The following is a 14,785-nucleotide window of genomic DNA, read 5'->3' on the forward strand; positions in this document are numbered from 1 at the left end:
CGGCGGCGCGGGCGTGCGCGCCTACAGGTGACGGCGGCGCAGGCGTGCCTGCCGCTCGTACTCCTCACGGGCCGGGGCCACGGCCGGGCGGCTCGCGGTCTCTGCCACGGGAACATCCCACCACGCCTGCGCGGGCGGCACGCCCGACACAGTGTCGGGCGTTTCCGTCTCCACGTAGACACATGTGGGTACGTCGGACAGTCGTGCGTCGGCCAGCGCTTCGCGCAGGTCACGCACTGTTTTCGGGCGCAGCACCCGCATCCCGAGCGAGGCCGCGTTGGCGCCGAGGTCCACGGGCAGGGGCTCGCCGGTGTACGAGCCGTCGGGCGCCCGGAACCGGTAGGCGGTGCCGAAGCGCTCGGCGCCGACGGACTCGGAGAGGCCGCCGATGGACGCGTACCCGTGGTTCTGCAGGATCACGACCTTGATCGGCAGATGCTCCTGCACGGCGGTGACGATCTCGGTGGGCATCATCAGATACGTGCCGTCGCCGACGAGCGCCCACACCCGCAGGGCGGGGTCCGCGAGCTGCACGCCGAGCGCGGCGGGGATCTCATATCCCATGCAGGAGTAGCCGTACTCGACGTGGTACTGGTGCGGTGAGCGGGCCCGCCAGAGTTTGTGCAGGTCGCCGGGGAGGGAGCCGGCGGCGTTGATCAGCACGTCGTCGCCGTCGGCCAACTCGTCCAGAGCGCCGAGGACTTGGGCCTGGGTGGGGCGGGCGGCCGGGTCGGGGGCGGCGTAGGCGGCGGAGACGCGGGCCTCCCAGTCGGCCTTGGCGTGGGTGTACGCGGATTCGTGGGCGGGGTCCACCCGGTGGCCGTGGAGGCCTGCCGTGAGCGCTTCGAGTCCGGCGCGGGCGTCGGCGATCAGGGTGCGGCCCGCCATCTTGTGACCGTCGAACGGCGCGATGTTGAGGTTGAGGAAGCGCACGTCGGGCGCCGCGAAGAGGGTGTGCGAGGCGGTGGTGAAGTCGGACCAGCGGGTGCCGACCCCGAGCACCAGGTCGGCGGTGCGGGCGAGGGCGTCGGCGGTCGCGGTGCCGGTGTGGCCGATGCCGCCGACGTCCGCGGGGTGGTCGTGGGCGAGGGAGCCCTTGCCTGCCTGGGTGGCGGCGACCGGGATGCCGGTGGCGTCGGCGAGGGCCCGCAGCGCGCGCTCCGCCCCGCTGTGCCGCACCCCGCCCCCGGCGACGATCAGCGGGCGGCGCGCGGCGCGCAACTCCCGTACAGCATCGGCCAGTTCGCGGGGGTCGGGGTGCGGGCGGCGGACGGTCCAGACCCGCTCGGCGAAGAACTCCGCGGGCCAGTCGTACGCCTCCGCCTGCACGTCCTGGGGCAGCGCGAGGGTGACCGCGCCGGTGTCGGCCGGGTCGGTGAGGACGCGCATCGCGGCGAGCGCGGCCGGGATCAGCGCCTCGGGGCGGGTGACCCGGTCGAAGTACCGGGAGACGGGCCGCAGGCAGTCGTTCACGGACACGTCGCCCGCGTACGGCACTTCGAGCTGCTGGAGCACCGGGTCCGCGGGCCGGGTCGCGAAGGTGTCGCCGGGCAGGAGCAGCACCGGGAGCCGGTTGATCGTGGCGAGCGCGGCCCCGGTGGTGAGGTTGGTGGCGCCGGGCCCGATGGACGTGGTGACCGCGTGCGCGGACAGGCGGCGGGCCTGCCGGGCGTAGCCGACGGCGGCGTGCACCATGGCCTGTTCGTTGCGCCCCTGGTGGAAGGGCATGAGGTCGCGGTGCTCGACGAGCGCCTGGCCGATCCCGGCGACGTTGCCGTGCCCGAAGATGCCCCAGGTCGCGCCGATCAGGCGCTGTCGTACGCCGTCGCGCTCGGTGTGCTGGGCGGCGAGGAAGCGGACGAGCGCCTGGGCGACGGTGAGACGCAGGGTGTCGCTCATCGGTAGCCCTCCTGGTGATCCGGGTGGAAGCAGATGTTCCACTCTCGTTCGGCGCCGGGGCCCGCCATCACGTTCAGGTAGTACATGTCGTGGCCCGGCTGGGCGATGGACGGCCCGTGCCAGCCGTCGGGCACCAACACGGCGTCGCCGCCCCGGACTTCGGCGAGCAGGTCGGTGCCGCCGGGGCGGGACGGGGAGACGCGCTGGTAGCCGAGGCCGTGCGGCCCGTCGATCTCGAAGTAGTAGATCTCCTCCAGCTGGGACTCGACGCCCGGCCGGTGCTCGTCGTGCTTGTGCGGCGGGTACGAGGACCAGTTCCCGCCGGGCGTGATCACCTCGACGGCGATGAGCCGGTCGCACTCGAAGACCCCCGCGGCGGCGAAGTTCCGTACCCGGCGCGCGCATCGGCCGCTGCCGCGCGCCTCCACGGGGACCTCCGGCGCGAGGCCGTGGCGAGCGGGGAGTCGACGCTCGCACTTCGCTCCTGCCAGGGCGAAGCGGCCTCCCGCGCCGGAGGCGATCTGTGCCTGGGCGTCGCGTGGCAGATAGCCGAAGTCGCTCGGCTCGCCGAACACGCTTTCCCTGCCGGTGAGTTGGAGCTTCTCACCGTCCGCCTGCACCGTACAGCCGCCGCTCAGCGGAAGCACGACCCATTCGCTGTCCCCGGTGTCGAAGGAGTGCGAGCCGCCGGGTGCGAGCTCCAGGATCCGCAGGGACGCGTACACCCATCCGGCCCGCTCCGGGTCGATGTCCAGGGCGTACGGGCCGTTCGCGGCGCTGCCCGCCGGTAGGTGCATCGGTCCTCCCTCTCGGTGTGCTGCGGGCCTTCACTGAAGCAGCGCGGCCGCGGTGTCGACGGCGGCCGCCACGTCGTCGTCCGCCGGGTAGAGCAACGACCGTCCCACGACGAGGCCCTGCACGGTGGGCAGTTCGAGCGCCTTGCGCCAGCGTTCGTACGTCTCCTGCGGCCGCCGCCCGTGCACGTCGCCGCCGAGCAGCACCGCGGGCAGCGTCGAGGCCTCCAGGGCGCGGGCGGTCCCGTACGGCTCGTCGGCGACGGGGACCTTCAGCCAGGTGTACGCGGAGCTGCCGGCGAGGCCGGAGGCGACGGCGACGGCCGTGGTGACCGCCTCGGTGGAGAGGTCGTTGCGCAGCCGCCCGTCGACCCGGCGGCACAGGAACGGCTCGACGAACACCGGGAGCTGCAGCTCCGCCATCGCGGCCACGGTGTGTGCGGCCGCGTCGAGGGTGGTGAGCGAGGCGGGGTCGTCGCGGTCGATGCGGAGCAGCAGCTTGCCCGCGTCGAAGCGGCGGCGGCTGAGGTCCTCGGGGCGGTAGCCGGTGAAGCGGTCGTCCAGCTCGAAGGCCGAACCGGCGAGTCCGCCGCGGTTCATGGAGCCCATCACGACCTTGCCGTCGAGCGCGCCGAGCAGCAGCAGGTCGTCCAGGACGTCGGCGCTGGCGAGCACGCCGTCGACGCCCGGCCGGGACAGGGCGAGGCGGAGCCGCATCAGGAGGTCGAGCCGGTTGGCCATGGCGAAGCGGCGCTCCCCCACGGCGAGCGCGCCGCGCGCGGGGTGGTCGGCGGCGACGATGAGCAGCTTTCCGCGCGCGCCGAGCAGCGGCCTGCGCACCCGCCGTGCGGCGGCCTCGGCGACGGCCTCGGGGTGCCGGGCGCGGGTCCTGGCCAGCTCGGCGGGGTCGACGAGCTGCCTCCCGGCAGTCATCCCGCGCCGCCTTCGAGGACGGCCTCCACCTCGTGCGCGTACGGCATCGCGGGGGAGCAGGCGAGCCGCCCGGCGACGATCGCGCCGGCGGCGTTGGCGTACCGCATCGTGTGCTCGGGCGGCCAGCCGGCGAGCAGGCCGTGGCAGAGCGCGCCGCCGAACGCGTCGCCCGCGCCGAGGCCGTTGACGATCTCGACGGGCACGGGCGGGACCTCGACGCGCGCGCCCGTGCGGTCGAGGGCGAGCACGCCCTTCGGTCCCTGTTTGACGACGGCGAGCTCGACGCCCGCGGCGAGCAGGGCGCGGGCGGCGGCCTCGGGTTCGCGCTCGCCGGTGGCCACCTCGCACTCGTCGAGGTTGCCGACGGCGACGGTGGCGTGGGCGAGCGCCGCGGCGTAGTGCGGGCGGGCCGCCTCGGGGCCCTCCGCCCAGAACATGGGGCGCCAGTCGAGGTCGAAGACGGTGGCCGTGCCCGGCTCTTCCGCCGCCGCGCGGTGGGTGAGTGCGGTGAGCGTGGCCGTCCGGCTCGGCTCCTCGCACAGGCCGGTCCCGGTCATCCAGAAGATCCGCGCGCCGCCGATCGCGTCGAGGTCCAACTCCTCGGCGCGCAGGGCGAGATCGGGCGCCTTGGGCTGCCGGTAGAAGTGGAGCGGGAAGTCGTCGGGCGGGAAGATCTCGCAGAACGTGACGGGCGTCGGCAGCCCGTCCACCGCCGTGGCCCAGCGGTCGTCGACCCCGAACTGCCGCAGTTCGCGGCGCAGATACGTGCCGAAGGGGTCCCGCCCGGTGCGGGTGACGACGGCCGTGCGCCGGCCGAGCCGGGCCGCGGCCACCGCGACGTTGGTCGGCGAGCCGCCGAGGAACTTCCCGAACGCCTCGACGTCGGGCAGCGGCACCCCGGTCTGCAGCGGATAGAGGTCGACGCCGATCCGCCCCATGGTGATCAGGTCGTACGGGGCGTACGGATCGGGATCGGCCTGGTGCCGCTGTCTCGCTTCGCTCGGACCGGTCACCCTCGATGCCCCTTCCGTCGATGTCCCTAGGTCTAGCCCCGGCCCCCACCCCTGTCAACACTTTGTCCTTACATTCGGACGACGCTCGGACATGCCGTGGCAGTCGCCTTGACAGCCCTCTCAGGAGGCCTTGACGCTGACGGACATGACGTTGTCGCGCATGTCGCGTATCCGCATCGGCTCGGCCCCCGACTCCTGGGGCGTGTGGTTCCCCGACGACCCTCGTCAGGTCCCCTGGAGGCGCTTCCTCGACGAGGTCTCCGAGTCCGGCTACGACTGGATCGAGCTGGGCCCGTACGGCTATCTGCCCACCGACCCGGACGTGCTGCGCGCCGAGACCGAGCGGCGCGGCCTCGCCGTCTCCGCGGGCACCGTCTTCACCGGACTGCACCGCGGCCCCGCCGTCTGGGACGAGACCTGGGAGCACGTCTCCGGGGTGGCCGGGCTGACCCGTGCGATGGGCGCGGAACACCTGGTCGTCATCCCGTCCTTCTGGCGCGACGACAAGACCGGCGAGGTCCTGGAGGACCGCGAGCTGACCGCCGAGCAGTGGCGCCATCTCGCCGAGGGCACCGAGCGGTTGGGCCGCGAGCTCCGCGACCGCCACGGCCTGCGGATCGTCGTGCACCCGCACGCGGACACCCATGTCGACACCGAGGAGAACGTCGCCCGGTTCCTCGACGCCACCGACCCCGACCTCGTCTCTCTGTGCCTGGACACCGGGCACTACGCGTACTGCGGCGGCGACAGCGTCAAGCTGATCGAGACGTACGGGGCGCGCATCGGCTATCTGCACCTCAAGCAGGTCGACCCCAAGATCCTCGCGGCGGTGCGCGCCGAGGAGCTGCCGTTCGGGCCGGCCGTGGCGCGCGGGGTGATGTGCGAGCCGCCTGCCGGGACGCCCGCGCTCGAACCGGTCCTGGACGCGGCGCAGCGGCTCGGCGTCGAGCTGTTCGCGATCGTCGAGCAGGACATGTACCCCTGCGCGCCCGACGAGCCGCTGCCGATCGCCCGCCGCACCCGGCGCTACCTCCGCGGCTGCGGCGCCTGACCGGAGGCCACACCCCGCGAGGCATGCGTACGCGCGCGCCCGACTCCGTACACGCGTCCGGATTCCCTGGGCGGAAACCCCCGTTCGGCGACGCGCACGGCCGGGCGGGGCGCGCGTGATGCAACCGCGCGCCACCGCACGCCGGCGGCGCGCGCCTTCACCACATACACGGCCTTTACGCACGGATGCCCCGCCCTCCCAATGCATCACTCACGTAACCGAAGTTCGCCTTCCGTCACACATGTCTCAGGAACGCGGGTTTCCCGTCACACCCGTTCAACAAGCCCTCCCCGCCGGTCACGCAGTGTCGTTCGCCGGGCACAGGCTGGCTGCATGCCGGTTCGCGCTCAGCTCCCCCGACGGCTCCCCCGGGCCGCCACTGCGCGCGGACAGGGAGGTACCACTGATGACCGACCGCAAGCTCTGGTCGTACAAGGAGATCGCCGCGCACATCCGGGTCCAGCCCGACACGGTGCGCTCCTACCGGAAGCACGGACTGCTGCCCTCGCCCGACCACGTGGAGAGCGGAAAGCCCTACTGGTACGCGGACACGATCCGCGCCTGGGTGGCCAACAGGCCAAGGAACCGGGGGCGCAGAGAGTAGCCCCCTTCGGCGGGCACTCCCCCTTGACCGGCCCCCGCGTGACGGCGCGCGGGGGCCTTCCCGCTGCCTCCGCGCGGCCTCCGCGGAGGCAGCCGCATCCGCGGCTGCGCGACTCTGCTCGGCAGCTTCCTCGCGCCCTCCGTGTTCGCGCTCCGGGCGTACGTGCGGCACGGCGCCGACCTCGGGGTCGGGCACGCTGCTCGGCTACTTACGGACCCGGACCGACGGGCGCTTCCGGTTCGCGGGGCCGGTGATCGGCGCGCACCTCGGCGTGGCCCTGCTGCACGCGCTGCGGGACTCGATGCACGGGATCACCCTGTGGCTCGTCGTGATGCTCACCACCAGCCATGCCGGCCTCGTCGTGATCACCCTGCTCGCCCTCGCCTGGGCGCGTTCGCTCGCGCGCCGAGACCCCACTTGGAGAAGTACCCCCTAGGGGTATACAGTCGGGAGTGTCAGGAGGGGCCGCCACGGCACCCGCCCCTCCTGCCGCCGCGACCTGCCCGACGCCGCGCTCGTACGCTGCGCACGCCGGCCGCGGACCGACCCGACGCCCTCGACGAGGAGAACGACATGAGCGCCCAGACCGAGACCCAGACGACCGGCTCCTGCTGCTCCCCCTCCGGCTCCTGCCACGACGACGGCGCCGCCGCGGCCCCGCAGTCCGGCGTGACCACGGTCTACACGGTCACGGGCATGACCTGCGGCCACTGCGAGGGCGCCGTCACCGCCGAGATCTCCGAGCTGCCCGGCGTCACCTCCGTCAAGGCCGTCGCCGCCACCGGCGAGGTCACCGTGGTCTCCGCCGCGGAGCTCGACGAGGCCGCGGTGCGCGCCGCCGTCGACGAGGCCGGGTACGAGCTGACCGGCCGCGCCTGACCGGTCGCCCCGGGGGGTCCGGACGCAGCTCCGGACCCCCGTCGTACACCCCGCGAACCCCGGCCGGCGAACGCCTCGTACGCTGCGAGCGCCGGCCCCAGCAGCGACCAGACGAAGAGAACGCCATGACCCACACGGCGACCCAGCACTCCGAGACCCCGCAGTCCGGGGCCGCAGCGAGCTCCGAGGTCGAGCTCGCCATCGGCGGGATGACCTGCGCCTCCTGCTCGGCCCGGATCGAGCGGAAGCTCAACCGCCTGGACGGCGTGACCGCCTCCGTGAACCTCGCCACCGAGAAGGCGAAGGTGGCCTACGGGGACGGGGTCGAGGTCAGCGCCCTGATCGCGACGGTCGAGAAGCTCGGCTACAGCGCCGCGGAGATCGTCCCGCCGAAGCCGGAACCGGAGCCTGAGCCGGGGGCGGAACCCTCGGCCGCAGAGGCCGCGGCGGGCGACGGGGGCGAGGAGGCCGAGGGGCTGCGCAGGCGGCTGCTCGTCAGCGCCGCGCTCGCGCTGCCCGTCGTCCTGATGGCGATGGTCCCGGCCCTGCAGTTCGACAACTGGCAGTGGCTCTCGCTGACCCTCGCCGCACCTGTCGTGATCTGGGGCGGGCTCCCGTTCCACCGCGCCTCCTGGACCAACGCCCGGCACGGCGCGGCCACCATGGACACCCTGGTCTCCGTCGGCACCCTCGCCGCCTTCGGCTGGTCGCTGTGGGCGCTGTTCTTCGGCACAGCCGGGATGCCCGGCATGCAGCACGGCTTCGACCTCACCGTGTCCCGCACCGACGGCTCCGGCACGATCTATCTCGAAGTCGCCGCAGGCGTCGTCACGTTCATCCTGCTCGGCCGCTATCTGGAGGCGCGCGCCAAGCGCAAAGCCGGCGCCGCGCTGCGCGCCCTGCTCGAACTCGGCGCGAAGGACGCCACCGTGCTGCGCGACGGCCGCGAAGTACACGTCCCCGCCGGGCAGTTGCGCGTCGGCGACCGTTTCGTCGTACGCCCCGGGGAGAAGGTCGCCACCGACGGCGCCGTCGTCGAAGGCTCCTCCGCGGTGGACGCGTCCATGCTCACCGGCGAGTCCGTGCCGGTCGACGTGACCGTCGGCGACGCGGTGACCGGCGCGACCGTGAACACCTCGGGCCGGCTCGTCGTCGAGGCGACCCGGGTCGGCGCCGACACTCAACTCGCCCGGATGGCACGGCTCGTGGAGGACGCACAGAGCGGCAAGGCCGCCGTGCAGCGCCTCGCCGACCGGATCGCCGCCGTCTTCGTGCCCGTCGTCCTGCTGATCGCCGCCGCCACCCTCGGCGCCTGGCTCGGCAACACGGGCGACGCGGCCGCCGCGTTCACCGCCGCCGTCGCGGTCCTGATCATCGCCTGCCCGTGCGCGCTCGGCCTGGCCACGCCCACGGCCCTGCTCGTCGGCACCGGTCGCGGCGCCCAACTCGGCATCCTCATCAAGGGCCCCGAAGTCCTGGAGTCCACCCACCGGATCGACACGGTCGTCCTGGACAAGACCGGCACCGTCACCACCGGCCGCATGGAACTCCACGACGTGCACGCGGCCGAGGGCGTCGACGAGAAGGAGCTGCTGCGGTACGCGGGCGCCGTGGAGCACGCCTCCGAGCACCCGGTCGCCCGCGCCGTCGCGAGCGGCGCCGAGGCCGCGACCGGTGCGCCCCTGCCCGTACCGGAATCGTTCGAGAACGCCCCGGGGCTCGGCGTGCGCGGCCTCGTCGGGGGGCGTGCCGTCCTGGTCGGGCGCGAGCAGCTGCTCACCGAGGCCGGGATCGACCTGCCCGGCGAGCTCTCCGCCGCCCTCGCCGAGGCGCAGGCCCGGGGCCGTACCGCCGTGGCCGTCGCCTGGGACGGGGTGGCACGCGGTGTCCTCGGCGTCGCCGACGCGGTCAAGGAGAGCAGCGCCGAGGCGGTGCGCGAGCTGCGCGCCCTCGGCCTCACCCCGGTGCTGCTCACCGGCGACCACCGGGCCGTGGCCGAGGCGGTGGCGGCCGAGGTGGGCATCGACGAGGTGCGCGCGGAGGTGCTGCCGCAGGACAAGGTGGCCGCGGTCCGCGAGCTCCAGGCCGCCGGGCGCACGGTCGCCATGGTCGGCGACGGAGTCAACGACGCGGCCGCCCTGGCCGCCGCCGACCTGGGCCTGGCCATGGGCACCGGCACGGACGCGGCCATCGAGGCGGGCGACCTGACGCTCGTACGCGGTGATCTGCGGGTGGCCGCCGACGCGATCCGGCTCTCCCGGCGGACCCTCGCCACGATCAAGGGCAACCTCTTCTGGGCCTTCGGCTACAACGTGGCGGCGCTGCCGCTCGCCGCCGCCGGGCTGCTCAACCCGATGATCGCGGGCGCCGCCATGGCGTTCTCGTCGGTCTTCGTGGTGACGAACAGCCTGCGGCTCAAGACGTTCCGCTGAAGCCGCCGCCTTGGGGCCGCTCCCGCCAGGGGCTGGTCCCGCCAGGGGCTGGTCCCGCTGAGGGGACGGTTCCGTCTCGGGGTGCGAGAAGGCCCCGCTGAGACCTTCACGTACCCCCCACAACCGTCTTACTCTGGGGCCCCGATCACCCAATCGGGGCCCTTGTGTATGTAGCTGGACATATGCGAGAGACGTAGATCACAGAGAATCGCACGTAACCATTTAGGGGGTTCGCAGGTCTAAGAGTGCGATGGCTTGAACGTCTTGGGGGGCGTTCCCGCCGTCTTGGGGATGTCTTGGGGGACGTCTCCAGCAGAGGTATCCCCGCGCTCCAGGGCGCTGGGGAGAGCGTTGGCCGGGGCACGTGCACCGGGGAGCTTTGAGCGGCCCTCCCGTGCGTACGCGTCCCGGCGGACCGCGACGTGTGCTCGGCGCAGCACTCTTGGACGCCCGGCCGGATCCCGTGGGGGGAATCCGAACCGGGGACAAAGGGAAGCGCCCCGCAGGCCGGCCCGTGGGGGGACCGGTCGCGGGGCGCTTCTCTGCGCCTGGCCGCCGCGCCTGTGCGGGACGCGGATTCCAGGCCCTGGGGGTCGGTGAGGCTCCGGGGTCAGCGGGAGTCTCGACCGGGACGGATCAGCGGGACTCCACCGGGACGAAGTCGCGCTCGACGACGCCGGTGTAGATCTGGCGCGGGCGGCCGATGCGGGAGCCCGGCTCCTTGATCATCTCGTGCCACTGGGCGATCCAGCCGGGCAGGCGGCCGAGGGCGAAGAGCACGGTGAACATCTCGGTCGGGAAGCCCATCGCGCGGTAGATGAGGCCCGTGTAGAAGTCCACGTTCGGGTAGAGGTTGCGCGAGACGAAGTAGTCGTCGGAGAGCGCGTGCTCCTCCAGCTTCAGCGCGATGTCCAGCAGCTCGTCGGACTTGCCGAGGGCCGAGAGGACGTCGTGCGCGGCAGCCTTGATGATCTTCGCGCGCGGGTCGAAGGACTTGTACACCCGGTGGCCGAAGCCCATCAGGCGGACGCCGTCCTCCTTGTTCTTCACCTTGCGGATGAAGGAGTCGACGTCGCCGCCGTCGGCCTGGATCTGCTCCAGCATCTCCAGGACGGACTGGTTGGCGCCGCCGTGCAGCGGGCCCCAGAGGGCGGAGATGCCGGCGGAGATCGACGCGAACATGTTCGCCTGCGACGAGCCGACCAGGCGCACGGTGGACGTCGAACAGTTCTGCTCGTGGTCCGCGTGCAGGATCAGCAGCTTGTCGAGCGCGGAGACGACGACCGGGTCCAGGTCGTACTCGGCGGCCGGCACCGAGAACGTCATGCGCAGGAAGTTCTCGACGTAGCCGAGGTCGTTGCGCGGGTAGACCACCGGGTGGCCGACCGACTTCTTGTACGCGTACGCCGCGATCGTCGGGAGCTTGGCGAGCAGGCGGATCGTCGACAGGTGACGCTGCTTCTCGTCGAACGGGTTGTGGCTGTCCTGGTAGAACGTGGACAGCGCGGAGACGACCGAGGACAGCATGGCCATCGGGTGCGCGTCCCGCGGGAAGCCGTCGTAGAACCGCTTGACGTCCTCGTGCAGCAGCGTGTGCTGGGTGATCTCGGTGCGGAAGACGGACAGCTCGTCCACCGTCGGCAGCTCGCCGTTGATCAGCAGGTAGGCCACCTCGAGGAAGGTGGAGCGCTCCGCCAGCTGCTCGATCGGGTAGCCGCGGTACCGCAGGATGCCCTGCTCGCCGTCCAGATAAGTGATGCCGGATTTATAGGCGGCGGTGTTGCCATACCCACTGTCCAGGGTCACCAGACCGGTCTGGGCGCGGAGCTTCCCGATGTCGAAGCCCTTGTCGCCGACGGTGCTGTCGATCACCGGGTAGGTGTACTCGCCATCGCCGTACCGCAGTACTACAGAGTTGTCGCTCACGTCATCCCTCACCGACGTAGTGCCTCTTCTTCGAGGTGCCCTGACTGTCTCTACCATCCCCCATTTGGCCCTGGAGAGTGCACTCGGGGTCGACCATTGGGCCTATTGGCGGCACTCAGTGCCGCCAGCCTGCACATCCTGCCCCCTTCGCCCCGGTTCCGGAACCCCCTCGTGAGCTTTGCCACCGAAATGATCGATCAACCAGGCCCTGCGCATCGTCATTTCCCACGAAGCCGGTGGTCAAGCGCCGTACACCTGCGCCCTGCCGATACCGTGCGCACCGCCTGGCCCAGCGCCTTGCGTGAACCAACCAGGACAACCAGCTTCTTGGCCCTGGTCACAGCGGTGTAGAGCAGGTTCCGCTGGAGCATCATCCAGGCCCCGGTGGTGACCGGAATCACCACCGCTGGATACTCGCTGCCCTGCGAGCGGTGGATGGTGACCGCGTACGCATGCGCCAGCTCGTCCAGTTCGTCGAAGTCGTACGGCACCTCCTCGTCCTCGTCCGTCAGGACCGTGAGGCGCTGCTCGTCCTGGTCCAGTGCGGTGACGACGCCGACGGTGCCGTTGAAGACGCCGTTCCTGCCCTTCTCGTAGTTGTTGCGGATCTGCGTGACCTTGTCGCCGACGCGGAATGTGCGGCCGCCGAATCTCTTCTCCGGCAGGTCGGGGCGCGCCGGCGTGACCGCCTGCTGGAGCAGGCCGTTGAGCGCGCCCGCGCCGGCCGGGCCGCGGTGCATGGGCGCGAGCACCTGGACGTCCCGCCGCGGGTCCAGGCCGAACTTGGCGGGGATGCGTCTGGACGCGACGTCCACCGTGAGCCGTCCCGCCTCCTCCGTCTCCTCCGCGACGAAGAGGAAGAAGTCCTTCAGGCCCTGAGTGAGCGGCGGGGCACCGGAGTTGATGCGGTGGGCGTTGGTGACGACGCCGGACTGCTGCGCCTGCCGGAAGATCCGGGTGAGGCGCACCGCGGGCACCGGGCCCGCCTCGTCGAGCAGGTCTCTGAGCACCTCGCCCGCGCCGACGCTGGGCAGCTGGTCGACATCGCCCACGAAGAGCAGATGGGCGCCCGGCGGAACGGCCTTCACCAGCTTGTTGGCGAGCAGCAGGTCGAGCATCGACGCCTCGTCCACCACCACCAGGTCGGCGTCCAGCGGGCGGTCCCTGTCGTACGCGGCGTCCCCGCCCGGCTTCAGCTCCAACAGGCGGTGCACCGTGGACGCTTCGGCGCCGGTGAGCTCGGCGAGACGTTTGGCGGCGCGGCCCGTGGGGGCGGCGAGGACGACCTTGGCCTGTTTGGCGCGGGCCAGTTCGACGACCGAGCGGACCGTGAAGGACTTGCCGCAGCCGGGGCCTCCGGTGAGGACGGCGACCTTGCGGGTGAGGGCGAGGCGCACCGCCTCCTCCTGCTCCGGGGCGAGTTCGGCGCCCGTGCGTTGCCGCAGCCAGGCCAGGGCCTTGTCCCAGTCGACGTCCTGGAACGCGGGCATCCGGTCCTCCTCCGTGCGTAGCAGCCGCAACACCTGGGCGGACAGGGAGAGTTCGGCCCGGTGGAAGGGGACCAGATAGACGGCCGTGACCGGTTCGTCGCCCGCCGGGCCCGGCACCTGCTCGCGGACCACGCCCTCCTCCTCGCCGGCGAGTTCGGCCAGGCAGTCGATGACCAGGCCCGTGTCCACCTGGAGGAGCTTCACCGCGTCACCGATCAACTGTTCCTCGGGCAGGAAGCAGTGGCCCTGGTCGGTGGACTGGGACAGCGCGTACTGCAAGCCGGCCTTGACGCGCTCCGGGCTGTCGTGCGGGATGCCGACGGCCTGGGCGATGCGGTCGGCGGTGAGGAAGCCGATGCCCCACACGTCGGCCGCGAGGCGGTAGGGCTGGTTCTTGACGACGGAGATCGAAGCGTCGCCGTACTTCTTGTAGATCCGCACCGCGATCGATGTGGAGACCTCGACGCTCTGCAGGAAGACCATCACCTCCTTGATGGCCTTCTGCTCCTCCCAGGCCGCGGCGATCTTCTCCGTCCGCTTCGGGCCCAGGCCGGGGACCTCGATGAGGCGCTTGGGCTCCTGCTCGATGACGTCGAGCGTGTCCAGGCCGAAGTGCCGCGTGATGCGGTCGGCGAAGATCGGGCCGATGCCCTTGACCAGGCCCGAGCCGAGATAGCGGCGGATGCCCTGGATCGTGGCGGGCAGGACCGTCGTGTAGTTCTCCACCGTGAACTGCTTGCCGTACTGCGGGTGGGAGCCCCAGCGCCCCTCCATGCGCAAAGACTCGCCGACCTGCGCGCCGAGCAGCGCGCCCACGACCGTGAGCAGGTCGCCCGCGCCTCGGCCCGTGTCGACTCTCGCGACCGTGTAACCGCTCTCCTCGTTGGCGTACGTGATGCGTTCCAGGACGCCCTCGATCGCCGTCAGACCCCTTGCCGTGCCCGCTGTCGGGCTCCCCGCCGCTTTCGACATGTCTCGACGCTACCGCCGGGCTCGGACAGTCGGCCGAGCCTGTGGATAACTTCGCGTCGACGGGACTTCGAGGGGGTCCGGCACCCCGCCGGACCCCCTCGGCTCCCCCTCGGTCCAGGGCCCGATCCCCCATCTCCCGGATCCCCCCGATCCCTTCCGGGCCCTGACATCCGGTACGACCCGCGCGGGGGCGGAAGGGTTGTGCGGGGGTGGGTGGGTTGTTTTTTCCTTCCCCACCCCGCCCCTTCCCGAAAGACCTGCGGTCAGCTTCGGGGGCTGCGCCCCCATGCCCCTGCACCCCGGGGCTCCGCCCCAGACCCCGCCGGGGCTGCCGCCCCTGGAGGACCCCACCACGGGGCTGCCGCCCCCGGACCTCGTTTTTTCGGGGCTGCCGCCCCGGACCCCGCTCGGGGGCCAGCCCCCGGAACCCCCGCTCCTCAAACGCCGGAGGGGCTGAATTTACCCTCGACCCTTAAATCCCGCAGGGCTGAACTTTCCCCCACCTCTCGGACCCCGCAGGGCTGAACTTGCCCTCTCTCCCTCGGAATCCCTCAAGACTGAATTTGACCCCCGCCCCGCAGGTCCCGCAGGTCCGACTTTTCCCCCTCGGATCCCGCTGGGCTGAACTTCCCCCGCCCCTCGGCTCCCGCAGGGCTGGACTTGCCACTCCCCAAATCCCGCAGGGCTGATTTTGCCCCCGCCCCGCAAGTCCCGCAGGGCTGACTTGCCCCCACCCCATCGAATCCCGCCGGGCCAAACTTGCCCCCTCCCCCTCAAATCCCGCAGGACCGA

The 14,785-nt window shown here is 72.1% G+C and carries 11 protein-coding genes; 5 read left to right on the plus strand and 6 right to left on the minus strand.

The window, feature by feature from the left end:
* Positions 1–21: 21 nt before the first annotated feature.
* The 4 genes from iolD to iolC are packed head-to-tail and all read right to left on the minus strand — an operon-like array spanning position 22 to position 4,639.
* On the minus strand, positions 22–1,899 hold the full coding sequence (gene iolD, locus QIS96_RS10745) for a 3D-(3,5/4)-trihydroxycyclohexane-1,2-dione acylhydrolase (decyclizing) (RefSeq protein ID WP_282542246.1): 1,878 nt from the start codon (positions 1,897–1,899) through the stop codon (positions 22–24).
* The gene (gene iolB / locus QIS96_RS10750; RefSeq protein WP_282542247.1) at positions 1,896–2,696 is read right to left on the minus strand and encodes a 5-deoxy-glucuronate isomerase; all 801 of its coding nucleotides are present in this window, start codon (positions 2,694–2,696) and stop codon (positions 1,896–1,898) included. Before iolB ends, iolD begins: the two co-directional genes overlap by 4 nt.
* 30 nt (positions 2,697–2,726) lie before the next feature.
* Positions 2,727–3,626, minus strand: a complete 900-nt coding sequence (locus QIS96_RS10755) for a Cgl0159 family (beta/alpha)8-fold protein (protein ID WP_282542248.1) — start codon at positions 3,624–3,626, stop codon at positions 2,727–2,729.
* Complete coding sequence (gene iolC, locus QIS96_RS10760; protein ID WP_456316841.1) at positions 3,623–4,639, minus strand: 5-dehydro-2-deoxygluconokinase; 1,017 nt, start codon at positions 4,637–4,639, stop codon at positions 3,623–3,625. Before iolC ends, QIS96_RS10755 begins: the two co-directional genes overlap by 4 nt.
* A gap of 145 nt (positions 4,640–4,784) precedes the next feature.
* Here iolC and QIS96_RS10765 point away from each other — a divergent pair, with 145 nt between their 5' ends.
* From QIS96_RS10765 to QIS96_RS10785, 5 genes are all read left to right on the plus strand, one after another.
* Positions 4,785–5,690 carry a sugar phosphate isomerase/epimerase family protein gene (locus tag QIS96_RS10765; protein WP_282542249.1) on the plus strand — a complete coding sequence of 302 codons (906 nt, stop codon included), beginning with the start codon at positions 4,785–4,787 and terminating at the stop codon, positions 5,688–5,690.
* A 406-nt stretch (positions 5,691–6,096) separates the two neighbouring features.
* Entirely contained in the window at positions 6,097–6,294 is a 198-nt protein-coding gene (locus QIS96_RS10770) for a helix-turn-helix transcriptional regulator (protein ID WP_282542250.1), read from the plus strand.
* A gap of 250 nt (positions 6,295–6,544) precedes the next feature.
* Positions 6,545–6,730 (plus strand): hypothetical protein, encoded by a 186-nt coding sequence (locus QIS96_RS10775; RefSeq protein ID WP_282542251.1) that lies wholly within the window; start codon positions 6,545–6,547, stop codon positions 6,728–6,730.
* Between the two features lie 137 nt (positions 6,731–6,867).
* Positions 6,868–7,173, plus strand: a complete 306-nt coding sequence (locus QIS96_RS10780) for a heavy-metal-associated domain-containing protein (RefSeq protein ID WP_282542252.1) — start codon at positions 6,868–6,870, stop codon at positions 7,171–7,173.
* Positions 7,174–7,298: 125 nt separating this feature from the next.
* Positions 7,299–9,605, plus strand: a complete 2,307-nt coding sequence (locus QIS96_RS10785) for a heavy metal translocating P-type ATPase (protein WP_282542253.1) — start codon at positions 7,299–7,301, stop codon at positions 9,603–9,605.
* A 636-nt stretch (positions 9,606–10,241) separates the two neighbouring features.
* Here QIS96_RS10785 and QIS96_RS10790 read toward each other — a convergent pair.
* Positions 10,242–11,531, minus strand: coding sequence for a citrate synthase (locus QIS96_RS10790; RefSeq protein ID WP_282542254.1), 1,290 nt, complete (start codon positions 11,529–11,531; stop codon positions 10,242–10,244).
* Positions 11,532–11,749: 218 nt separating this feature from the next.
* On the minus strand, positions 11,750–13,993 hold the full coding sequence (gene recD2, locus QIS96_RS10795) for an SF1B family DNA helicase RecD2 (protein WP_282542255.1): 2,244 nt from the start codon (positions 13,991–13,993) through the stop codon (positions 11,750–11,752).
* Between the last annotated feature and the right edge of the window lie 792 nt (positions 13,994–14,785).

The organism is Streptomyces cavernicola (assembly GCF_029968035.1).
Lineage (GTDB): Bacteria > Actinomycetota > Actinomycetes > Streptomycetales > Streptomycetaceae > Streptomyces > Streptomyces cavernicola.

What these genes read in the sequence shown, in the direction of transcription:
- QIS96_RS10770 (WP_282542250.1), top strand. Translation starts at nt 6,097, where the DNA reads ATGACCGACCGCAAGCTCTGGTCGTACAAGGAGATCGCCGCGCACATC.
- QIS96_RS10755 (WP_282542248.1), bottom strand. Translation starts at nt 3,626, where the DNA reads ATGACTGCCGGGAGGCAGCTCGTCGACCCCGCCGAGCTGGCCAGGACC.
- QIS96_RS10780 (WP_282542252.1), top strand. Translation starts at nt 6,868, where the DNA reads ATGAGCGCCCAGACCGAGACCCAGACGACCGGCTCCTGCTGCTCCCCC.
- QIS96_RS10765 (WP_282542249.1), top strand. Translation starts at nt 4,785, where the DNA reads ATGACGTTGTCGCGCATGTCGCGTATCCGCATCGGCTCGGCCCCCGAC.
- QIS96_RS10785 (WP_282542253.1), top strand. Translation starts at nt 7,299, where the DNA reads ATGACCCACACGGCGACCCAGCACTCCGAGACCCCGCAGTCCGGGGCC.
- recD2 (WP_282542255.1), bottom strand. Translation starts at nt 13,993, where the DNA reads ATGTCGAAAGCGGCGGGGAGCCCGACAGCGGGCACGGCAAGGGGTCTG.
- iolD (WP_282542246.1), bottom strand. Translation starts at nt 1,899, where the DNA reads ATGAGCGACACCCTGCGTCTCACCGTCGCCCAGGCGCTCGTCCGCTTC.
- iolB (WP_282542247.1), bottom strand. Translation starts at nt 2,696, where the DNA reads ATGCACCTACCGGCGGGCAGCGCCGCGAACGGCCCGTACGCCCTGGAC.